This is a genomic window from Paenibacillus tritici (genome assembly GCF_018207515.1).
GTDB lineage: Bacteria > Bacillota > Bacilli > Paenibacillales > Paenibacillaceae > Paenibacillus_AQ > Paenibacillus_AQ tritici.
The window spans coordinates 4,122,064-4,144,042 of record NZ_CP073365.1 but is presented as its reverse complement, the minus strand read 5'-3'; the positions used below and the strand labels follow the sequence as shown (position 1 = coordinate 4,144,042).

The following is a 21,979-nucleotide window of genomic DNA, read 5'->3' as shown; positions in this document are numbered from 1 at the left end:
TTTCTTTCTTGGAGCAAGGGAGTACTCTGTGATAGTAAATATAGAGAATACTTCAGTTACGAGAGAGAGGATTCCCAAGATGACTAGAGCGACGACGAAATTCTATATTCCGGGCTACCCGAGACCCCAATTTGTCCGCAGCCAGTGGCTGGATCTGAACGGCGAATGGGATTTCAGCTTCGATGATGACAAGGCAGGCGTGGCTGAACGCTGGATGGACCATTTTCCGGCCACACACAAGATTAATGTTCCCTTCACCTATGAAACAGCGGCAAGCGGCATCGGTGAGGAGACCTTCCATCCGCAGATCTGGTACCGCAGGAAGCTGAGCCTGTCACCGGCAGCGGAAGGGAAGCGGACTATACTTCATTTTGAAGGCGTGGATTATCAGGCGGTCTGCTGGGTGAACGGCGGCTTCGCGGGGGAGCATGAAGGGGCATATACCCGGTTCTCTTGCGATATTACCGATCTCTTGAGAGCGGACATCGAGAACGAGATTGTGCTAATGGTGATAGACAGCGACAGCTGTCTGCAGCCCCGGGGGAAGCAGCGCTGGGCCGGCCGGAACCATGATTCGTTCTATGTGCAGACAACAGGTATCTGGAAAAGCGTCTGGCTGGAGCATGTCCATGCCCTCCGGCTGGATAAGGTCAAAATGACCCCGGACATTAACCGCCAGATGATCCGCTTCGATTACAGCGTGCACGGTCTGACAGATCCCGCTGATCTCCGGCTGGAGACTGAAATTACATTTAAGGGCGAGCGGGTAACCAGCTTTAGCCTTTCTATAGATAGACCTTCGCTCACAGTGGAAACCAGCGTGACGGGCGGCATCAACGGACCTTGGCTGCAGAACCTGTGGTCACCGGGCCATCCGAACCTGTTCGACGTAGAGTTTGTGCTGTATGCAGGCGAACAGGAGATGGACCGGGTGGGCTCTTATTTTGGCATGCGCAACATTTCGATCCGGGACGGACAGATTCTCCTGAACAATATCCCGTTGTACCAGCGATTGATTCTGGACCAGGGCTACTGGCCTGACACTCATCTGACTCCTCCGTCTGAAGAAGCACTGGTGGAAGATATTGAAGCGATGTTGGAGATGGGCTACAACGGCCTGCGTAAGCATATGAAGGTGGAGGACGCCCGCTTCCTGTACTGGTGCGATGTTAAGGGGCTATTGGTCTGGTCTGAAATGGCGGCGGCTTATGAATTTAACGACGAGGCTATGGAACGTTTCACCAAGGAGTGGCTGGAGGTCGTGCAGCAGCAGTACAATCATCCCTGTATCATCACCTGGGTGCCTTTTAACGAATCCTGGGGTGTACAGAATATTCTTCATGATATCCGGCAGCAGAAATTCACGGAAGGTATCTATCATTTGACTAAATCTATTGATCCCTATCGTCCGGTAATTACGAATGACGGCTGGGAGCATACCGTGTCTGACATTCTGACCCTGCATGATTATGTGGAGCGGGGCGAAGCGTTATACACTAAGTACAAGGATAAGGACTCTATTACGGGCGGCAGCGGCACGTATAATGAATGGAAGTTTGCTTTTGCAGAAGGCTACAGCTATAAGGGGCAACCGGTTATGATCAGCGAATATGGAGGGATTGCCTTTAAGAGCGGGCATGGCTGGGGTTATGGTGATCAGGTGGATACGGAGGAAGCTTTCCTGGAGCGGTTCGGCAGCTTAACCCGTGCGATTCAGGAGATTCCCTTCATCTCCGGTTACTGTTATACACAGATTACGGATGTCCAGGATGAGGTAAACGGCTTACTGAGCGAAGACCGCAAACCGAAGGTACCGCTGGAGAAGATCCGGGAGATTAACCTGAAGCGTGGGATGTAAACTCTTTCAAAAATCAGTGAAGGGGTTGACGGACTAAGAATATTACACTATCATTCATATTAGTTACAAAAAATTAATATTTGTCAGGCGGCATGAGCCGGCAAGAAAGGAGACTGAGTTCTTTTTGAAGAAAGGTATCGTATGGCTTCTGGGTATTGTACTATTGTTCTCCATAGGATCTGAAAGAGCATCTGCGGATGATCGCTCCAAGCTTGACCAAGAGGTTAGTGAGGTGATGGGAACTCCTTATAAATGGGGAGGAACCAGGGTATCTGAAGGGTTTGACTGTTCCGGATTTATTTTATACATATTTGGTAAGTTCAATCTGGATCTTCCGAGAACATCCAAGTCCCAGGCATCTGCTGGCGATTATGTAGCCAAGTCCGATTTGCGGCCGGGTGATCTGGTCTTTTTCGAAACCGGGGGTAATGGAATCTCACATGCAGGAATCTATGTGGGTGACAACAAATTTGCACATTCCTCAAGCAGCAACGGGGTTACCATCACCAAGCTGTCTTCAGGCTATTACAAGGACAAATATGTTACCGCCAGAAGAATCGCTTCAGAGACTAGTTATCTGAAGATGACTGGCAACTAAATATAGGGATACACAGAGCCTCTAGACTTTCTAGAGGTTTTATTTTGTGAGTTGACACGCCAAAGAAGTGTAATTATAATGGTCGTAGCAACTATAATCACGACTACTATATAAGAGGTTAGAGGAGGTCAACCTTGGAGTTAGAACAATATATTGGTGTCAATGTGCAGCGTGCGGCACTTAAACTGAATAATTATTATCAAAAGGTAGTCAATCCGTTCGACATCACAGTAGATCAGTGGGAGATACTAATCGTGTTGTGGGAGAAAGAAGGGATTACGCAAAAAGAGCTTGCCGAGAGACTGCACAAGGACCAGACTAATGTTGCACGAATGCTTTTCAAGCTGGAGAAGAAGGAATTTATATATCGCGTGGTTCATGAGACGGACCGAAGATCGTTGCGCGTGTATCTAACTCCTAAAGGAAGGGAGATCAAAGAAGACATTCTTGCCCCTTCCATGGATGCCTATAACAAAACTATCCAGGGGTTATCCCAGGAGGAAGTTGACACGTTTAGAAGGGTTCTTACTGTAATCTACAATAACGTAAAAGATTTATAGCCTTAGGAAGAAACTCTCTATAATCAAAAAGAAGAGAGTTCTTCGGCTATATACTTGCTGTGGCAACTATAGCTATGACTACTATAATTGTAAAACTTATTTTTAGAAGGAGAGTTGCCGGATGGAAGTATCATCACAAGAAGCAGGGGTTTTCGACTCCAGGTATAGAGCTTTGACGATCGGAATTATTCTTGCTGTAACTACCGTTGCATTTGAAGGTTTAGCTGTGGTTACAATTGCTCCAAGCCTGGCTCAAAAATTAAACGGGCTCCATTTGTACGGCTGGATATTCAGCTCTTTTCTGTTGGCACAAATCCTGGGCACGATGATCATAGGGGCGCGGATCAACAAAAACGGCGTATTTGCCTCGTTTGGCCTATCCATACTTTTTTTTGTGATCGGCATCGTGATTGCGGCCACTTCCGTGAATATGATTACTCTGCTCATAGGGAGAGTGTTTCAAGGTTTTGGCGGAGGGGCTATCATTACATGTGTGTATTACAGCATTACCTTGGGTTATCCCGATAAGCTGAGAACGAGAATACTTGCTTTGTTTTCCGGCGCATATATTCTGCCAGCATTAATCGGCCCTTATATTGCCGGGCTTCTAGCGGAGCATATCTCCTGGAGAGTTGTTTTTTGGCTTGTGCTTCCCTTCATAGGTTTGGCTGTCATGCTGACGCTTCCGGCGTTCCGCAAATTCACAGTTACAGAGAGCACTCCTTCCAATGGAAGCCGAAAAGAAGGTTTTGCCGTACTCCTGACTATTGGAGCGGGAATGCTGCTGGCAGGGCTAGGCTTCATAACCGACTGGAAAGGAATGGTGCTGTCGGCAGCAGGACTCATTATCATGATTCAGCCCTTGCGGAAGCTGCTGCCTGAGGGTACTTTAAGTGTCAGGAGAGGGCTTCCGGCTACGATTGCTTCCAGAGGGTTCTTTGTGGCCAGTTATAACGCGACCGAGAGCTATGTCGTCCTGGCTTTGACAGATGTGAAGAAGCTGCCTGCAGATCGGGCGGGACTAATCGTAGCTGCGGGTGCCTTAAGCTGGTCAGCGGCAGCCTGGCTTCAGTCCAAGTTAGATGCCAAAGACCATGGGACGGGCCGGAAGAAGCGGGTAACCGTGGGTATTGGACTCATGGTCATTGGAGTTGCGGCAGTCATCCTCGCGGTTAGCCTCCCCGAAGGGGGAATTGTATTTGCTGTAATTTCACAGCTCTTCACCGGATTCGGCATCGGTCTGGCACATCCTACGACTGGAGCGATTGCCCTGCAGCATACTAAGACAGGTGAAGAAGGGGAGATTGCCGCCAGCCTTCAGTTTACCGACGCCTTTAGTCCGGGACTAAGCATCGGAATCGGCGGCGCCCTCATTGCTGTTAGCCAATCCCTGAATTTGGGGCTGTTGACGGGGATTATATTGGCTTTGTCACTTCAATTGTTATTCGTTCTTGTGAGCTTTACGCTTTCCTTCCGCATTAAGCAGGCGAAGGCCGCGGATATGTGAGAGCATCACTTTGTAAAAGATTCTTTAAACCGGTCCTTCCACCAGCGTCTGCGAATTTCCTTTCCCCATTGGTTACCGTGAACTCTTAATGTATTTACCCGCCAGTACATTGGCGGGTGATCCATGATTTGAAATTCCATAAATCTTAAGAGCCAAGGCGACCTGGCAAGGGATGACCTTCCTTCTTTTAGATCCTCTTTTTTCATGCTGTACGTAGCTGTTTTTTGCATGGCTTCATCTTGGGAGGTAGCGAGAGCCGCCAAGCTATCAGCCATTTGCAGCGTTCCTCCTTCAAGAAATGAAGCGCCCAGATGATCTGCCCTTACTTCCATCAACTGAGAACAAAAGGATTGAAATACTGGAAATAGAATGATCAGCAGCCAAACTAATAAAAATAAAGGAATAGCAAAAGCTTCAATATCAGAAACTTGTTTGAAGATCAATAAGAGACCACCAGCAACAATTAACATTAATAGAACTCTATACAGTTGCCCGTATAAGATATCTCTTTTCTTAACATGAACTGCTTCGTGGGCTAATATCCCTTCAATGGCATCTATGGGCAGGTTTAATGTGGCGGTTGTTAAAGTTACCATCGACCGTCCAATATTCATACCTGTTGCCAGCCCATTGTATTGTGCGGAATCTGTCTCATAAACCTTCACGTTGGGAATACCGGCTTTTGCAAAGATCTTGTCAGCTGCTGAGATCACTTTAGGATCGGTTACAGCCTTAGCATCCATGGCTACCTTTAGTACACGATCAGAGATATAGATATTGAATAACCAATACATAATCGCCATAATAACCATCAGCCACGCAGGAGTTCTAAAGTAGTACAAGAGCAATAAAACACCCGTATAAGCAGATACACCCTTTACTGTTATTGCAAAATAGAACTTGCCAAGAAGCCGTTTGATATTCCTTTTATGATAGAAGGGTAGAACGAAAACCTCATTTTCAATTGTGCTTTCAGATTTCGTTTCCGCCTCCAATACAGCTTTCCATTGTTCTGTTTCTTGAATGGTCAGATAGATGGTCTCTCCTGGTAAAAGAAGCCGTAATACTTTGTTAAAGCTGGTTGTAAAGTCGGTATTTGATGTGAACAGGGTAAGATAGGGATGAAGTTTTAACAGGTCTACCGTTGATTCAATGGTTGTCTCCTGTATATCCTGGATGGAGAACTTTCTGGAGGCCAAGCGGGACAGGATATACAGGTTGCCTTGTTGTTTAGAATAATACAGACGAGTTGTAAAATAGGTGACAAAACGTTTGATCATTTCGGTAATAGCAATGAGCATCCCGTATACGATAAAGTATTTCAGTAAGCTATATTCTGGTCCATAGATCAAAAAGAAGGTGGCCCCCGTAAATACAAGGATTGAAATTCCCAATTCCGCGAATATCCGTTGACTATTTCGAACAATTTCGATTTCCGTTACTTCCAGTTTCCTGATTTCTTCCAGTAACTCTCCATACTTTCCCTGTCCACCCATCAAAAGAGAGATAGCCAAGTATCCGGCGGAAACAAACGAGAAATAGATGAAACCTTCCGGAAAGCCATGCTGATAGAAGATGAACCCAATGGCTGCAATAGCACCGGCAATTTCACTCCCATAACCCAAAGAGCGACTCCATTTTCCGGTAAAGGTACCGAGTAAATATATACTAGAACCCATTAATAGATAGAATATAGCTTCAAAGATACTAGGGAATATGATAATAACATCCTTTCTAATATAAATTGCCGGTCAACGTTTCTTGTTTAGCAGTGAACCAAATAACGAATAGAGAATGACAACAAGACTTACCGTAGCAGTCATATAGGCAGCACCATCTTGAAGAACAAGAGAGGGGCTAGCAGGCAGTATACGACCCGACAGAAGGAAGAATCCGACATATACAAGCAAAACGAAGGTGCCCAGCCCGTACATCATCCAGAAAGAGTTGCGCTTAGAAGAGAAAGAGCCGGCACGAAGAATAATGAATAAAACATAGGACAAGGCTAGTGAGAGTACCAGATACACGATATTCTCATATAGCGAAATGGTGAGTTCTCCGCTAAAACCGTAGAGAAAACGCCACATAAGAAGCAAAGGGACGATGGGAGCAATGATTTTGATTTGTTCCCACTTCGATGTTGCAGGAAGCTCCTGGATGATCTCATTACAAAAGGACTTAGGGTCTTGACCAAATACTTGTTCGAACGATTTGCCCTCTTGCTGAGCCGTTAATAAATGATCTTCGAGTTCCATGAGGATCTCACTTGCTTTTGTATCGGATACGGAAAAATGGCTCCGAATATAGAATCTCATTTCGTTTAAGAGAAATTTATTTTTTTCATTCAACATTTAGGCATCATCCTCTTTTCTGTAATTCCTATCCATAATATTGTTGACCGATTGACTTAGTTCATTCCAATTTTCACGGAATAATTGAAGCTGCTGTTCCCCTGTAAGGGTTAGGTGATAATACTTACGGTTAGGTCCCGAAGGAGAGGGGCGTTGTGTACTTGCGATAGTTCCTTCCTTCTCCAGACGAAGCAAGAGGGGGTAAATACTACCTTCCCTGGCGAACACGAAGCCACTATCAGCAAGTTTCTCCATAATTTCGTATCCGTAGGTTTCCTCTTCACCAATAACTGCAAGAAGACAGCCCTCAAGCACCCCTCGAACCATTTGAGTAAACACGGGCAATCCTCCAATCGTAGATTTCTGGACTATCTTGCACAACAAGGTACCGGATTGAAAAAATAGCTATCTTGCATAACAAGGTAGCGATTAGAGTATATCTTAATCCTATTTGTAATGCAACTTAAGCGGACTTGCACTAGCTCCTAATTACAGGTTTAGTTAGCCATAGTAGGGAAGAGTATGCACACAGTGTTGAAGCAATGTCCGGTTATAGAAAATGAGAAATTTCTGGTTCGTCTGGTTTCAGAAGCCGATGCAAATGATCTGCTAAGAGTTTACAGTGACAAGAATGCTTTGCCGTTTTTTAATAGCGATAATTGTAATGGGAATATATTCTATTATCAATCAGAAGAGGAGATTGTTGAACTTATCAAATTTTGGATATGGGAATATGAATGTAAACGTTATGTACGATTCTCAATTGTTGATAAAATATGCAACGAGGTAATTGGAACTATAGAGCTGTTCAAAAGAATCTCAAATGATCACTTCAATGGATCGGGAATTATGAGATTAGATGTCCGAAGTGATTTCGAAAATAAGCAAGCGTTGTACGAGATTATGACGATAATAACCAATCCGGCATTTGAGCTTGTTCAGTGTTCAATGATAGCCACTAAGGCAGTTAACTATGCAGTTGAACGAATCGAAGCTCTTGAGACAATGAATTATGTTAAAACAAAGGATAGGTTATTAGCGGCTGATGGAGAAAGCTATAGTGATTAATGGGTAATTACACAGGGGGTAATAACACAACAAAATTAATGTGTAATGAACCGTGTTGGATTATTTATTATATACTTCTTCACAAAACCCGTATTTTGTACATATGTACTTGTGAAGTGGCTTGGTGATAAAGACCTGTTCTAAGCTGTGCTGCTGTGCTTGTTTGTCGGTGGACAAGAACATGGTCCCATTGCCGACAGGTCTCCTGTTGGCCACAAAAAAAACAACTCCTTAGGGAAGTTGTTTTTAATAATCATGTTTCTTAATATAGGAACTTACGTAATTAATCAATTCATAATTTTTTTGGGTAATCCATGGATATTCGTGCCGGTACATATGAGTATTCTCATAATACATCTTGAAGTTTAAACCTTCAGCGCGCTTTCCTTTAACCTCTTGGTATTTAAAAGCAATTTTGAATAGTATATCAGAGCAGTCACTGCGGCAAAGTTAGACTTCCGGCAATGCTTTGTTCATAAGACCCCCCTATTCGATTTCCGTTACTCAGTGACTGAAATTGTTTCCAATATTTGAGTTCTGGAAATGTTAAGTCCGATTGTATACAACGCTCCTTTCTGCCTTGCGTCTTGCTTCTGAACGCGACAATCTCAATGAAACGACAGCTGTTGCGGCGGCTACTGTCACTCCTATCGCTCCGATCCAGCTAATAGATATGAGGGAGATCTGCTCTATGACAACTCCACCTATGCCAGCGCCTGCAGCCATAGCCAGCTGCAGCATAGAGCTGTTCAGGCTGAGCATTACACCTGCAGCCTCCGGGGCCTGCTGGACCAGATTAAATTGCTGGGTCGGTCCCGAGGTCCAGGCCGAAAAGGACCAAAACACAAGGAGCGGAAGCATAAAAACAGCGGATTGGCCTGCGATAAAGATGAGTATAAGAGCTGTTGCTTGAACCAGCATGCCTCCAAACAACGTAGGGTAAACACCCCATTTATCTGAACTGTAGCCTCCGAATTTGGAGCCAAACAAGCTGGCGATACCAAAGGCAAGTAATCCAATGCTGACTCCTTGCTCACTCATACCCGTAATGTCAAGGAGAAAAGGCGTAATGTATGTGTAAGCAATGGAATAGCCGGTGAGCAAGAAAAATGTTATCATCAGTGCCATGATAATTCTCGGCTCCTTCAGCAAGGACAGCTGTTGGCGAATCGGCATTGACTCCTCAGCTTCCGATTTCGGAATCAAGAGAGATACAGCTAGGATCGCGAATAGTCCAAGGATGCCAATCCCGCCAAATACCACTTTCCAATCATAGAAGGAAGCGACAACTCTACCTAACGGAACTCCGACAACTAACGAAGTTGAAAATCCCATCACAATCGTAGCAATAGCACTTCCTTGCTTCTCAGAAGGCGCGAGCTTGGATGCTACTGTCATCGCGGTAACGAAGAATATGCCGGTGCCGAGCGCCAATATGACACGGGAAACCATCAGGAAGGAGAAGCCTGGCAAAAGAAAAGCAACAGCGTTGCCGACAACGAATATGCCAAGAGAATAGAGAAGCATCTTTCGCCGGTCGACTCCGGATGTCATGGCCATTAGGATAGGAGTCCCAATGGCAAATGCAAGTGAAAATACAGTAATGAGCTGACCAGCCGCGGACACGGAAACTCCTAGATCCGCTGCAACCTTATCTAATATTCCTGCAATGATATATTCGGACGTGCCGACCAAGAAGTTGGCGGCTGTAAGCATATAAATTTTCCATGCGTAAGACTTCATGGTATAGCTCCTCTCTCCACTAAATATTTGTATGATCCTTTAAATATGTCTTCATTTCTTGCGAGGACGCCCCTTCCCCATTCTTCTGCTATTGCATCGTAGACTTGATGAACCCGGGCATTTCAATTTCACCTCCCATATAAGATCGACATATTACGAAATCTCGATGAATTGTGCATTTAAAAATCGACATACCACAATATGTCGATTTATTAATTTTAAACAAACTGAATTCTTTTGAGAGCATTCAGCTTGTGTTGTCATTAGATTTCGTTATTGAAAAATGCACCAATTTCGCGTAACGTTTCCTCGTTTCTTTTGAAATACGTATACTTGCCGATACGTTCTACCGTAAGCAGATCTGCTTTTTGGAGAATCGATAAATATTGGGAAGCTGTAGACTGTGTCATCTTCAGCTTTTCCATGACTTGAGTAACACATACCCCCACTTTCCTCATGTCAACCCCTTCATAGGGCATAAAATGTGTTTCAGGATCTTTCAACCAGAACAATATTTGCAATCTCGACGAATTAGACAGTGCTTTAAAAATCTCAATTGGCTCCATACGTATTATAATATCGGGAATTATCGATGTGTCAAGTTTTTACTCTTCTAATTTGATCCAACTGTAATCCTCATCACCTCTTACAAGCTTGATTCTCCTAATCTACGAAAACACGTTACATGCAATTTTAGTCAGCTATTTAAAAGCCCGACTTATTTTAAATTTAAGGATAATTTTGTAATTCTCTTGATCTTCAAATGAAGAGAATTGTCCTATCATCCGATGCATAACTTTTTCTATGATTTTTTCACCCAATTTATAACTTTCTACTGATTCATTATTTATTTTTATTTTGTTTTCTACACAAATCACAAAATGATTATCTTCTATATAAGTAAATAAATTAATTTTTTGTTCTCGATCTGCATATTTTAGTATGTTCGACAGAAAATTATCAAATACACGTCCGATATTTTCCATATCCACAATAATTATGACATCCGTAGGGGAAGCATTTACAAGCACCTGAAATCCTTCCGCTCTAAGTACAGCTGTAATATCTGACAATATATCATGAATTGATTCCCGAACTGAAAGGGTTACTAAGTCTGCCTCCCGCTCTTTATCTAATAAAAAATATGAAAACAGATCGTCTGTACGGTTCTTAAGTTGGAGAGCCTTTTGATACGCACTCTCGATTTGATGCCTTGTTTCTACACATAAATCTTCTGGGGTATTACGGGCAAACTCTAAATACATGATGAGAGATGTCAATGGCGTACGCATATCGTGAGACATTTCGGTTGCAAGATTTCTACTCTCATTTTGCAAATTATCTATCCTTTCTAACCTGCCTAAAAATGCTTTACGTAGTTCCTCTATACTTTCCGCAATCATCGCCAATTCATCATACCCTCGAACCGTTATAGAATAGTCTAATGAGCCGCCTTCAAGGATATGAATTTCATTATTAATTGTGCGCAAATATTTGATCCCTCTACGTATTCCAAATAAAACAATGGTTATAAATAACATTGCGGACAGCAATATTTCAAGCATGTAGGCCACATTATAGTAGTGGGAAAAATAAAATCCATAGATTGAAACGTTACCTGTCCCATTCTTAAATTGTACTGGGTAAGAGTTCCGACGATCATAATCAGTTTCAGGCTGACTTCCATATGCTCCTTCGTCATCATCATGGTACAAGGAATCATATTGAAGCACCTGGTTCTGAAATACGTATAATAATAAATTACTCTTCTGACTTTTAATCCAGTCTGAAAACGCAATACGATCTGTCGTTGACAGATCGTTTGCTGAAACATATTCTGAAAATTTTTGGGCGTAAACTTGAGATTCGGACTTTAAACGCTCATCAGAAGTAAAATAATGATCCATAACCCGATTGCTTATGGACTGCAAAAGTAAAAAACAAAGAACACTTATGGTGAGAGCAATAATTATTAAAATTGTCAACTTTTTAGATATAGTAAGTTTATGAGTGGCCAAAACGGTAACCTCTTCCCCATTCCGTTAAGATATACGCTGGTTTTGCTGGATCTTCTTCGATTTTCAATCGTAATTTTCGGATGTGTACTACTACCGTATTATTTGAACTGTAGAAATAAGGTTCCTTCCAGATACTCTCATAAATATTTTGGGCAGAGAAAATTTTATTTCTCCTCGTCATCAACAGTTTTAGTAGACCGTACTCCAGATCGGAAAGCTCAATCTTCTGACTGCCTTTCCATACATCGTTAAATTGTTCACTTACTTTTAAGCATCCTCCGATAAGAAATGTTTCGCCATAATCCTTTTTATCTTGATAAATCGTATACCTACGCAACAAAGCAATAACTCTTGCCAGAAGCTCCTGCTCAGAAAAAGGTTTAGTTAAGTAATCATCTCCACCAGCAAGCAAACCTTCCGTTTTGTCCAAAGTTCCGGATTTAGCAGTTAGAAAAAGAATAGGAACATTGTATCGTTCTCTGATTCGTATACAAGTCTCCAGTCCGTTTATTCCAGGCATCATAATATCCAGAATCACCAAATCCAATGACTCATTTACTAATTCAATTCCCTGTTCTCCATCTTTAGCTGATGATACTTCATAACCTTCACGGACAAGAGACATACGTAGCAGATCACGAATTTCCTGATCATCTTCAACCACTAAAATCCGGCTTGTCATAGTTCACCTCATACTTGATTTAACTTTTAGCTATCCGTGCGAAGCAATGGCTGGGTACTGCAACGGAAAGCTCCGCCGAAAGAACGAGAAATTTTGTAATCAATATATTCTACTTTGATTCCTCTTATCTCAAGCTCTTTTCCAATTGTGCTTTTGAATGCAATGTCCGTAACATATACTTTGCTACTGATTGGCAATCCATTTACTGCCAAATCCTGAGCATCCTTGTAACTCACTTTGATTTTGTCCCACTTTTTAAGTTCTTCCGGGAGCCCATTGGCTAACGAATCCATGCTAACAATCATTAATCCATCTCTTACAAAACTGATAGCACAATCCAGGTGCAATGTGCCAGGTTCTAGCTTCACCTCAACCACCTTATAACCTGATGGTGTCAAATAGTTTCTGAGCCAATCAATACCGGCTTTGTTTGAAGCTAGACCAGAATTACCGACGAATACAGTCTTTCCATACACGAGGATATCTCCACCTTCAAGGTAAGGACCGGCAGCAGAGTTGATTCCTTTAGAAACGTCTGGTTGTGGGACAGCTACATGCGGAACTTTATTTTGGGCTGCTTCCTTATCCAGTATACTTCTAACAGGTAAAACCTCAAGTCTCCGGTAAGCCGATTTAAATGAACCTTCAATTAGATGATTTCCGATTGTGAAGAATGGATCTCTAACAAAGAAATTAGTTACTCCTTCGCCACCTGTAATGCCATCTTTCACAGCTCCTAGTTGTTTTTCTTTTTCAGTTAAAAGGCGTGGACGTTGAACCTCAACCCCGTATTTTTCAAGAACCTTTTTAAGGTCTTCTCGCTCTTTTTCCCACTTTTTCTGTGCCTCTGCCGGATCCGTATTCATTATAGACATGCCTCCTTCAGGCATAGGCATGTCTCCTTCTGGAAAATCATCAAAATTGAAATGCATAAAAGCTTCAGATTGTGTCAATACAACTCTTTTTAGCGTGGCGAATTCACTCTCTACATATACATTGTTTTTCTTGCTTTTTGTAGTCACAGTCCCATTCACTTCCGTAACTTTATTAACTTTAGACACACCAGTCGCCCCTGCCCCTGGTAATATGCTAGTTACCAGTACAATTGATAATGCTGTTGATCCAACCCACTTCCAACTCTTTTTTTTCATATTAATGCCCTCCAATTTGTTTTATTGCTTACAGATTGAATTATGGAGAGCAATTCTTAACAGTTTATGAAGGCATACTATTTTAATTTAAGCAGGGTGGGATTCGGATATATTAACAAAAAAAGTTCAGAATGACCGCGACCCGCTGGTGCTCAGGCAAACTTTGTACCGCCAGCCTGACCTTATCATTCTGAAGCCGTTTATAGAATATGTTAGTTTGTCAGTAAAAAGTATTTTCGTATAACTTCCCCGTATGCGCATCAAGCACTTCGGGCGTCCTCTCGTGCTCGTTACCAATCATTCGATACACTAGTTCGTACTGGGCCTCTTCCGCCCTAGCATTGTGCATCCGTTCCCATTGCAGACGCAGGTTGGCCTGTGCCGTCCATCGGAGGATGGCTGTCTGGGAATCAAATGAAGGCACGGTCTCCAGCTTCTTTAACTGTTCTGGCCTTATGGAGGGGGACATCAAACTTTTGACCCTCCCATTAGAGCGGTCAACCGCTAGTTGATAGCATTCATCCCTGACAGGTACGTCTTGAACATATACACCAAAGCGAATGATTTCCAAACGAGCTTCGTCGTCGGTCTCTTCAGTTAGAAGCTTGAGATATGGCAACATTTCGGCTGATAGTCCTCGGACATAGTCCATAGCTACTTCTATACATGCGTCTCGATCCCAGGTTAATGGAGCTAGTTGATCTGGCTTACCATGCGAAACAAAGTCAATCAGTTGTCCGGTTTGACTGTCTACTCGCGCCTTGACCGCTCCCTCCATCTGCTCAGCCCAATAGGTCTTCCAAGACCGGTCATTCTTGGCTGGACGCTCTTCATTCTGTTGCTTCCACACCATTAACTTGGTGTTCGAGCCAATATTGTCGTCTTGTACTAACTGAAATTGGTCGTTGACTACGCCAATCCACTCTTCTAGGCTTCGTGCGGGCGGGAACTCACCTGGCCACTCGTCCAGAGTTCTTGGGTCATAGGGGACAACTTCTGCCCTATAGGCTGTCGGAACTTCCTCCTGTGATGATGCAGTATAGATTAGTCCTCTACTTCGGGGGGCGTAAACAAGATGGACCTGATCGTCACCATCCGTGTACACGGCTTTGTCCAATACGCAATATTCCACATGTAGCAAAAAATTCGCCTTCATACACGCCATCAGTTCCTCTTCTGGTGTGATCATGGTTGGGAGTGCTGGCCCTGGAACGGTTCCGTAGTACCTAAATCCGACCACGCGACCGCTGGGGTGAACCAAGATCATGCATCCCGTCTCAGGAAGCGGCAGCCCCATCGCCTTCTGCTGTCGTGTGTACCCAAACATCCCTTCCATCCACTCCATCTCACAATACGGAAAATCACGCAGTGCGCCGGGATAATGATCTTCCAGGAATTGCTCTGCCTGCTGTTTGAGCTCCTCCTCAGATATCCGTGTCTCGTTGTCCAATGAGGCCCAGGAAATGGCATAGTCTAGCAAGTTGCCGTCCCTGGAGAGCGTGGCAGAAACGGCGTCATCACTCCCCGTTTTAACCCATAAGAATCCCGCTTCTCCCTTCCTTGTTCCCCTCATGGTGTTCACTTGATAGTCATTGACGATCAGATCATAATCCGGTGAAACGGCAAACTGGTGCTCTGCCTGTTGTCTTAACTGCAGGCGTAATGTATTCAGGTCTCGTTCGAGAAAATCTTGAGCCATTTCGTTGCGCAAATGTTCCAGCCCCTTCCGTAATTGTGTTTTTACAGTACCTAATGGCATATCCAGGAGATGGGCGATTTGCTGCTGGGTCAGGTCCTTCTTATATTTTAAGAACAGGAGCTGACGCAGCTTCGGATTCAGACTGGCCAATGCACGCTCCAGATCCAGGGTTTGATCGATATCATTAACGACCAATGGCTCTTGCGCCTGCGGGTCTTCGCTCAGGTGAACACGCTTGGATTTCTCCAAATGATTGAGCGCCCGATTCACCACAATTCTGGTAAGCCAGCTCTCAAACGCTTCGGCTTGCTGCAGCGGTCCTTCTTATATTTTAAGAACAGGAGCTGACGCAGCTTCGGATTCAGACTGGCCAATGCACGCTCCAGATCCAGGGTTTGATCGATATCATTAACGACCAATGGCTCTTGCGCCTGCGGGTCTTCGCTCAGGTGAACACGCTTGGATTTCTCCAAATGATTGAGCGCCCGATTCACCACAATTCTGGTAAGCCAGCTCTCAAACGCTTCGGCTTGCTGCAGCGTTTGCAGTGACTCATAAGCCTTAAGCAGGGCATCCTGAACGATATCCTCTGCATCTTTGGACTCCCGTACATAATGGCGAGCCACTCGGTGCAGCTTATCCGTTCGATCCTTTACAAGAGAAACGAAGGCATCGTGATCTCCGTTTAGTGCGGCGTTGATTTGTTGCTGTGCATCGATCATTGTCGTTCACCTCCTGTTATATAGACAGCTAACTCGGGGGTTTGGATTTAATTAATGTAACATTATTCTGGAACTAACCGATCAAGTGACCACCCGCAAGCGGCAAGCACGGGTGCCAAAGAGTACGTCACTCTTGGCGTGTTCCTGCTGAAGCTCCTTCATCCACTGAAGCAGTTCTTCCAGCCCGGTACGGGTATTGGAGAACTCACAAGTCCTTTCCCCGTTCGATCCCCCGGTAGTCGATGGCGCGAGCGAGCTAGAAGTTGGAATTTAAATTAGATGTTTATCAAATCGGCAATAGTACTATGTTCTTGTCCACTGACATCACCTGTTGGTTGACAAGAACAAGATGTCATAAATGACAAGAACCTTATCCCATTCCCGACAGCAAACAAGCGGATTTTCTATCCGCTTGTTTGCTTTACCTATTTTTCTTCATTATTTTTCCCATGCCGTTTCGGATTCATTCTCTATTCATAATCTTGTCTCTGAGCCTAACTTAATGACATTGGCCAATTGGCGGCCTTTTTTCTAAGAGTTACTAACCTCAGTTGCCATTTTCATCGTCTGGACCATGTTATATTCTTTCTTCACAATCTCTTCGAGTTTTACGATAGCTTGATCATGAACACGATTAGATACGATCATTTTAATAACTGTCGTTCTATAAATTTCCCATAAATGACTTAGTTCCACGCTTTGTTCTGCTAACTTCTTATAGAGATTTGTATGGGACGATTTATCCTCTAGTAACTTAAAAAGCCTGTTATTCTTCTTATGATTCTGTGCAAAAGAACTGCTTCTCAAGGCAAATATGCTAGTATCGTTCAAATTACCTACAAGCTCTTCGAATTCCTCTACATAATCGGTCAACGCTTTTAGTCCCAACTGATAATTAAGACCATATTGCTCAAGAAAAACGACTTTATCATCCAATAGATTGCTTCTGAGTTCTGAGATAAACGAGTCCGGTACTGAAAATTCATGGTTAAAATTCCTTATCGATCCTTCATGCACAGAAACCATTATGAATCTGACTTTTTTGCCGCTTGTCATTAGATATTGGGTAGATTCCATAATGACTTCAAGTGGAGTTTGATAATCGTGCATTCGCCCTGGAGATAAACAATCTTCAATTACTGTGTATGCATCCCCACTCGCACATTTTCCATGAATAAATGTCGGATGGATAAAATGTATTTTTCCGGATTCTCTTCCACTGGAATAAAAAAAGCGGTCCACATCGAAAAAGACATATTTCTTCTTGTCTAAAGCGCTTTGAATCATCTCATCCAGGAAAGGTATATCAGATTGCTCAAGAAGCTGATCCTCAAAGCGAAGATAATGATAGAGCTGTTCCGTGTTATATTGAACTTTCGGCAGCATTAATCCTTGATGAAGCAAGCTTTCAAAATTGTCTTCGGGGAATGTCTGGTTGATGATTTTTTTCCAGTACTGCGTTTTAAAAGTCAGAGGCAGCTTCTCGAACGATGAATGATGACTAATGAGAATCGACATCAAGTTATTATTGACGCAATCAAGCCATATGTCATTATAAGGAAAAATCCGATGGGTAGGCGTCACATGATCAACTCCCTATGATGAACTCACTTATTTAGGTTGATAGCCAGCTCACATCATTTAACGTACCGTCAGGGCGAAGAATAACTTCCTTCGGAAGAGCATGAGACAGAAAATGAACATTGCCGCAGGTTAAGCCATATGCCCCCACATGGGGAAACGCGATCCAATCCCCCGGCTCTAGAGGGGGGAGCATGACGCTGCCTTGCAGCACATCTGCGGGAGTGCACAATTTACCGCAAACATTGTAGGAGATTCGACCTTCCCCTTCACCGGATTCGTATAGCTTGCGCTCCCCCGCCTTCCAAAGCTGAAGAGGCAGAGGCTGCTTGAAACTTCGTCCCATCAGGCTTGAAAAAGCCCGATGGTGGGTTCCCCCATCGACAATGGCGAAGGCTTTGCCTTTGGAGAGCTTGGTGTACAGCACTCTGACCGCATAAATCCCCATAGTTGCGGCAATTCGTCGCCCTGATTCTACGAATACCATTTCCAATTCCAGATCCCGGTTGCGCTCTAACTCCCCGGCAAGATACGCCCCGAAAGCTTCGACAGGAAACGGCTCATCGCCTTCAAACATGGGAACGCCGAAACCGCCGCCGAGCCCTAAGCATCGAAGCTGCAGGCCGAATTGGTTTTGCACCTGCCGGGTGAGACCGAACATCATCGGCACGCTCTCCCGATAAAAGTCGAGGTGAAAATTTTGCGTGCCCTGGTACGTATGCAATCCGATCAGCTCTAGCCCTTCAAGGGTAATGGCGGTTTGCACCGCTTCATTAATTTCACTGTCGTCGATGCCAAACTGGGAGGCAAGTCCGACCGATGACATACGCGAGCCTTTGGCTCCAGTAGACAAATTGACCCTTAACATAACGGGAGCGGCAATACCAAGCGCAACAGCTTCATCGTGAATGACGAATAGCTCCGGGATGGACTCCGCATTAATCGCGTAGATCCCATGGCGAAGCACATGATGAATCTCGTCCGCACTTTTGCCCGGTCCGGTAAACACGATGCTGTTCGGATTTACCCCGTTAGAGCGGGCAATCTCATATTCCCCAACCGATGCGACTTCGATCGGCGAACCCCAGCTGTTGATGAGACGACATACCTCCGGATTGGGGTTGACTTTCATGGAATAATATAGCGTCACATCCTTGGGTAAAGCGTCTCGCAGCGAAAAATAATCGGAGGCCAGCTTTCCCTCGTCATATACATAAACGGGTGATCCAAACTGCTCGACTGCTTCTAGCCAAAAGGGTTGGCTCACTTCCTGCTGATTAGACAGTCGTTGTGAAACCATAGTCATACGACAGCTCCCCTCCATTCCATGATTGCTTCCTCCAGCCCTTGACGGGCAAGCTTCTCAGCTTCATCGTCCACACCCCAGCTCAGAGTCGAGACCCTGCAAGGTAAGATACGGTCTGCCGATTCCCTATCATGGTGGAAACCATACACGAATGCCCCGCCTTGTTCGGCAGAGATCCTTATCGATGTCACCTTTTCGGCAAATTCTGCAAATTTGGCACCAGGGTGGAGCTTGAAATCATAGGATTGAGTCTCCATTCTAGGAAACCCGCGTTCGAGCAAGTGCTTGCGAATCTTTAGCAAATACGTGACCATGGTAAGACGGGCGTTGATCTCAATAACCGGTATTAAAGTTCCGTCTTCATCCAGTATGGAGTCTACCCCGATGAAACCCTCGTAGCCCCGGGAATGTAAAGATTTACCCAGCTGTTGCAGCTGTTCGGTATAAGCCGCCATCAAGGATTCAGGCAGGTCCGGGTGCAGACGGCTCCCCCTGTAAACTCCTGCATCTGTAATCCTCTGCTCGGTCATAGCCAGGATCTCGCAATCGGTTCCCCCCAGCCAGAGTTGTGCCGTCAGATGGCGCTCGACCTGATGCCAGCGTTCCACCGTCACAACGGGTTGCCCGCCTCCCCGGGAGATCTGCCTCTTTAAATATCCAAGCAGCGTCACCAAATCCGAGCCTCGATGGATATGGAACAGCGCTTTACCGGAAGAACCGTAAGCGGTTTTTACAACCAGCCGGGCTCCAGGATGCCGTCCCTCCAACTCGGCGCAAGTACGGCGGATCGCGTCAAGCCCCTCGCATATCCTACCGTCGCTGACTGGAAAGCCGATTTCTTCGCATAATTTACGCGTTGCGATCTTGCTGTTCAGTTCCACGGACAATCGGGCTGGCGGGCCGATCCATCTCCCTCCGTTTTCCTTGAGAAACTGCTCCTCCTGCTCGTCCATCAAGTAAGGAACAGCAATCCGGTTGCAAAACTCACCCGTATATTCAGACCGTGCGCCAATCGCGATTGATGGTATGGCTATCTTCTCTTCTTCCAAATAAGATAGGAATTCAGGATCCGGAGCCTTTTTAAGGAGAACAAGATCATCCCGGTCAGCCAAATAAATTTGGTAGAGATCCATTTGCGATACGAGCCGATCTCCGGACGCATTGTTAATATGGGGTAAGCGAATCTCTTGCGCGGCTCTTCCTTGTTCCCAATTAATATTGGAGTACCAGAGCTTCGGTGCGCGCGTTCCGGTCAGATGCTCCACATAAGGTGCGTTATTCATGATCCCGTCACCTTCACTTTCTCCAGCTTGAGATCGGACTCCAGCCCATTAAGCCAGCCTAGCTCCGACTTTAAGATTTTAAAGGGTATGGCTCCGAACCATTCCAGAGATACCGGGGCTCGGGTAGGGTCCAAGATAAGGCGCTTCATTATGGCTTGGCAGTCCATTTCTCCATCGGCCAAGGGTACGATACCTCTGCGGCTGCCGCTCGGAGAATATATATTGTTAGGAGAGAATACTTCGAGCCATTGCCGGGATTCCACATTCTTCAGATGGATATTGACAATCCATGGCTTCAAGCGTTCGTAGGCGGCAAGGGGATCAGCGCCCGATTCCCAAATGTGCAGAAAGTCCAAATTCAGCTTCAAGGCAGGGTGGCCGGTTTGCCTGAGCAGTTGAAGTGTGGAATCTAAGCCGTCGGCAGCGGTTCCCGGATGAGTCTCAACCACTGTATAGACCCCTTCCCTCTCTGCTACGGCGCAAAGGATATTTAGACGTTCGGTGCAAAGCTCCCAGTCCTTCTCATCAAGAGATTGACTGCCCAGGTTTCCGGCGAAAATCCTCAGCTTATCTGTGTGGAACGCTTTGGCCGCCTGTACGGTTTCCTGCCATTCCTTAAGCAGAACGTCCATTGGGATATTCCCCATGAGAGGGATATAATCGCTCAGCATGTTAATTTCGAGCCCGTAGCTGAACATTTCGTCCAGCATACCTCCCAGCTCCTTTCCCCGTTGGCGAAGCAAAGCCTTGGCATGCACGCCCCACAGTTCTATACCGTTGAAGCCCGTATCAAGAGCATAACGGAATAGCTCCCGGAAGGATACCAGCTCGTGTCGAAAAGAAATCGTGCATAGATTATACCGCAGTCAGATCACCGCCTATTCCATTCATCCAGGCCAGGAATTGAAGCTCCGCATCCCGAATTTCCCGCAGCCTGGCAAGAGCCGAGCGCAGCAGCGCTTCGTCCCCGATGTGCTTGCGGTATTTCACAAGCAAGAAATTCAGTGTCGTCCATAACTTCACGATCCCGCTGATTCGGTTCGTCCCTTCCAGCGCCTGCCCCTTGTCCATCACGCCCAGCTGGGCAAAGCTATTCCATATGGAAGATCGGAGCTTGGTTATGGAAGCAATGGCGATCGAGTTCTGGTTCAACCAGTTCGAGGTTTGTTCCGGGCTTAAAGCTAGAGATGCCTGCAAATCCCGGGCAAAGCTGTCCAATGCGGCGGTACCCGAACTATATTGAGAACGGACATACATTTCGTAGTTTCGCTTGGCTGCATAGGCGAAGATATCACGCTTGTCGGGAGACTCGAACATCTTCCCTTCTTGATCCGGCTGAAGCTCGTAGAAAATGATTTCCTCCTCTTCCGGCTCCGCCGATGCCCGCATAAGCTCTTCTCCGGTCAGGAATCCGTTGAAACCGACAATGGGATCGAATACTCTGAAGGCGTTACGCGCTTCATCGAAGCTATCTGCGAGGATATAATGCTCGAATCCACTCTCCGCCATGCTCAGCATATTGGGAGGGAAAAAATCCAGATCGGATGGGCGGCATTTCACTACCGCACGGTTCCCTGACTGAACAGACTGCTTTAGCGCTTCAGGTCCAGTTCCCTTGTAAACCAGATGGATGCCGTACAGAAAGGGTAAGCTTTTGTTCAATCGCACATGCTGGCTCGCCGTAATAATGCGCGATACATAATTGACATTCCAGTAATCCAGCAGAAACAGATCAGGGTTAGCCCCGGACCGGTATAAGTGGGTCAAGATGCAGGAAGCTGCACATTCCATCGCCGCCAGCTTCATCATTTCCGGCTTGGCATCCGGCGTATCCGTATGAGACGTCATCTCT

20 protein-coding genes are annotated in these 21,979 nt (G+C 45.2%); 5 read left to right on the top strand and 15 right to left on the bottom strand.

Annotated features, from left to right (window positions below; all coding sequences use genetic code 11):
* Positions 1 to 79 precede the first annotated feature (79 nt).
* The 4 genes from KDC22_RS17710 (at position 80) to KDC22_RS17695 (ending at position 4,523) form a co-directional block, all read left to right on the top strand.
* Entirely contained in the window at positions 80 to 1,858 is a 1,779-nt protein-coding gene (locus KDC22_RS17710) for a glycoside hydrolase family 2 protein (protein ID WP_211719855.1), read from the top strand.
* A 124-nt stretch (positions 1,859 to 1,982) separates the two neighbouring features.
* The gene (locus KDC22_RS17705) at positions 1,983 to 2,456 is read left to right on the top strand and encodes a C40 family peptidase (RefSeq protein ID WP_173137075.1); all 474 of its coding nucleotides are present in this window, start codon (positions 1,983 to 1,985) and stop codon (positions 2,454 to 2,456) included.
* A gap of 134 nt (positions 2,457 to 2,590) precedes the next feature.
* Positions 2,591 to 3,016 (top strand): MarR family winged helix-turn-helix transcriptional regulator, encoded by a 426-nt coding sequence (locus KDC22_RS17700; RefSeq protein WP_211719854.1) that lies wholly within the window; start codon positions 2,591 to 2,593, stop codon positions 3,014 to 3,016.
* Positions 3,017 to 3,137: 121 nt separating this feature from the next.
* Complete coding sequence (locus tag KDC22_RS17695; protein ID WP_211719853.1) at positions 3,138 to 4,523, top strand: MFS transporter; 1,386 nt, start codon at positions 3,138 to 3,140, stop codon at positions 4,521 to 4,523.
* A gap of 5 nt (positions 4,524 to 4,528) precedes the next feature.
* Here KDC22_RS17695 and KDC22_RS17690 read toward each other — a convergent pair whose 3' ends face one another.
* From KDC22_RS17690 to KDC22_RS17680, 3 genes are all read right to left on the bottom strand, one after another.
* Entirely contained in the window at positions 4,529 to 6,148 is a 1,620-nt protein-coding gene (locus KDC22_RS17690) for a M56 family metallopeptidase (RefSeq protein ID WP_211719852.1), read from the bottom strand.
* A gap of 126 nt (positions 6,149 to 6,274) precedes the next feature.
* The gene (locus tag KDC22_RS17685; protein WP_211719851.1) at positions 6,275 to 6,874 is read right to left on the bottom strand and encodes a DUF1129 family protein; all 600 of its coding nucleotides are present in this window, start codon (positions 6,872 to 6,874) and stop codon (positions 6,275 to 6,277) included.
* Positions 6,875 to 7,201: a PadR family transcriptional regulator gene (locus KDC22_RS17680; protein ID WP_211724090.1), complete on the bottom strand. Its 327-nt coding sequence runs from the start codon at positions 7,199 to 7,201 to the stop codon at positions 6,875 to 6,877. It abuts the gene before it with no gap.
* 204 nt (positions 7,202 to 7,405) lie between these two features.
* Between KDC22_RS17680 and KDC22_RS17675 the strand changes: the two genes are divergently transcribed.
* On the top strand, positions 7,406 to 7,942 hold the full coding sequence (locus KDC22_RS17675) for a GNAT family N-acetyltransferase (RefSeq protein WP_211719850.1): 537 nt from the start codon (positions 7,406 to 7,408) through the stop codon (positions 7,940 to 7,942).
* A 546-nt stretch (positions 7,943 to 8,488) separates the two neighbouring features.
* On the opposite strand, the gene KDC22_RS17670 is transcribed toward KDC22_RS17675, so the two are convergent.
* The 12 genes from KDC22_RS17670 to KDC22_RS17615 all read right to left on the bottom strand — a co-directional run bounded on the left by KDC22_RS17670 (position 8,489) and on the right by KDC22_RS17615 (position 21,975).
* Entirely contained in the window at positions 8,489 to 9,685 is a 1,197-nt protein-coding gene (locus KDC22_RS17670; RefSeq protein WP_211719849.1) for an MFS transporter, read from the bottom strand.
* Between the two features lie 263 nt (positions 9,686 to 9,948).
* Positions 9,949 to 10,251, bottom strand: a complete 303-nt coding sequence (locus KDC22_RS17665; RefSeq protein ID WP_211719848.1) for an ArsR/SmtB family transcription factor — start codon at positions 10,249 to 10,251, stop codon at positions 9,949 to 9,951.
* A gap of 135 nt (positions 10,252 to 10,386) precedes the next feature.
* Entirely contained in the window at positions 10,387 to 11,703 is a 1,317-nt protein-coding gene (locus tag KDC22_RS17660; protein ID WP_211719847.1) for a sensor histidine kinase, read from the bottom strand.
* On the bottom strand, positions 11,690 to 12,385 hold the full coding sequence (locus tag KDC22_RS17655) for a response regulator transcription factor (protein WP_173137087.1): 696 nt from the start codon (positions 12,383 to 12,385) through the stop codon (positions 11,690 to 11,692). The genes KDC22_RS17660 and KDC22_RS17655 overlap by 14 nt, the downstream gene beginning before the upstream one ends.
* A 26-nt stretch (positions 12,386 to 12,411) precedes the next feature.
* Positions 12,412 to 13,536: a dimethylarginine dimethylaminohydrolase family protein gene (locus KDC22_RS17650; RefSeq protein ID WP_211719846.1), complete on the bottom strand. Its 1,125-nt coding sequence runs from the start codon at positions 13,534 to 13,536 to the stop codon at positions 12,412 to 12,414.
* 220 nt (positions 13,537 to 13,756) lie between these two features.
* Complete coding sequence (locus KDC22_RS17645) at positions 13,757 to 15,484, bottom strand: YcdB/YcdC domain-containing protein (protein WP_246552724.1); 1,728 nt, start codon at positions 15,482 to 15,484, stop codon at positions 13,757 to 13,759.
* A 17-nt stretch (positions 15,485 to 15,501) separates the two neighbouring features.
* The gene (locus tag KDC22_RS17640; protein WP_246552722.1) at positions 15,502 to 15,957 is read right to left on the bottom strand and encodes a sigma-70 family RNA polymerase sigma factor; all 456 of its coding nucleotides are present in this window, start codon (positions 15,955 to 15,957) and stop codon (positions 15,502 to 15,504) included.
* A gap of 531 nt (positions 15,958 to 16,488) precedes the next feature.
* On the bottom strand, positions 16,489 to 17,541 hold the full coding sequence (locus KDC22_RS17635; RefSeq protein WP_211719845.1) for a hypothetical protein: 1,053 nt from the start codon (positions 17,539 to 17,541) through the stop codon (positions 16,489 to 16,491).
* 31 nt (positions 17,542 to 17,572) lie between these two features.
* A complete protein-coding gene (locus KDC22_RS17630) occupies positions 17,573 to 18,844 on the bottom strand; it encodes a type III PLP-dependent enzyme domain-containing protein (protein WP_173137095.1) in 1,272 nt (423 codons plus the stop codon).
* Positions 18,841 to 20,127, bottom strand: a complete 1,287-nt coding sequence (locus KDC22_RS17625) for an ATP-grasp domain-containing protein (protein ID WP_173137097.1) — start codon at positions 20,125 to 20,127, stop codon at positions 18,841 to 18,843. Before KDC22_RS17625 ends, KDC22_RS17630 begins: the two co-directional genes overlap by 4 nt.
* Positions 20,124 to 20,954: a sugar phosphate isomerase/epimerase family protein gene (locus tag KDC22_RS17620; RefSeq protein WP_301953205.1), complete on the bottom strand. Its 831-nt coding sequence runs from the start codon at positions 20,952 to 20,954 to the stop codon at positions 20,124 to 20,126. Before KDC22_RS17620 ends, KDC22_RS17625 begins: the two co-directional genes overlap by 4 nt.
* Before the next feature lie 28 nt (positions 20,955 to 20,982).
* Positions 20,983 to 21,975, bottom strand: coding sequence for a hypothetical protein (locus KDC22_RS17615; RefSeq protein WP_173137099.1), 993 nt, complete (start codon positions 21,973 to 21,975; stop codon positions 20,983 to 20,985).
* Between the last annotated feature and the right edge of the window lie 4 nt (positions 21,976 to 21,979).

Bases quoted from the DNA above. Each gene is read 5' to 3' on its own strand.
- KDC22_RS17670 (WP_211719849.1), bottom strand. From the start codon at position 9,685: ATGAAGTCTTACGCATGGAAAATTTATATGCTTACAGCCGCCAACTTC.
- KDC22_RS17655 (WP_173137087.1), bottom strand. From the start codon at position 12,385: ATGACAAGCCGGATTTTAGTGGTTGAAGATGATCAGGAAATTCGTGAT.
- KDC22_RS17650 (WP_211719846.1), bottom strand. From the start codon at position 13,536: ATGAAAAAAAAGAGTTGGAAGTGGGTTGGATCAACAGCATTATCAATT.
- KDC22_RS17710 (WP_211719855.1), top strand. From the start codon at position 80: ATGACTAGAGCGACGACGAAATTCTATATTCCGGGCTACCCGAGACCC.
- KDC22_RS17630 (WP_173137095.1), bottom strand. From the start codon at position 18,844: ATGACTATGGTTTCACAACGACTGTCTAATCAGCAGGAAGTGAGCCAA.
- KDC22_RS17625 (WP_173137097.1), bottom strand. From the start codon at position 20,127: ATGAATAACGCACCTTATGTGGAGCATCTGACCGGAACGCGCGCACCG.
- KDC22_RS17695 (WP_211719853.1), top strand. From the start codon at position 3,138: ATGGAAGTATCATCACAAGAAGCAGGGGTTTTCGACTCCAGGTATAGA.
- KDC22_RS17615 (WP_173137099.1), bottom strand. From the start codon at position 21,975: ATGACGTCTCATACGGATACGCCGGATGCCAAGCCGGAAATGATGAAG.
- KDC22_RS17665 (WP_211719848.1), bottom strand. From the start codon at position 10,251: ATGGAGCCAATTGAGATTTTTAAAGCACTGTCTAATTCGTCGAGATTG.
- KDC22_RS17680 (WP_211724090.1), bottom strand. From the start codon at position 7,201: ATGGTTCGAGGGGTGCTTGAGGGCTGTCTTCTTGCAGTTATTGGTGAA.
- KDC22_RS17685 (WP_211719851.1), bottom strand. From the start codon at position 6,874: ATGTTGAATGAAAAAAATAAATTTCTCTTAAACGAAATGAGATTCTAT.
- KDC22_RS17640 (WP_246552722.1), bottom strand. From the start codon at position 15,957: ATGATCGATGCACAGCAACAAATCAACGCCGCACTAAACGGAGATCAC.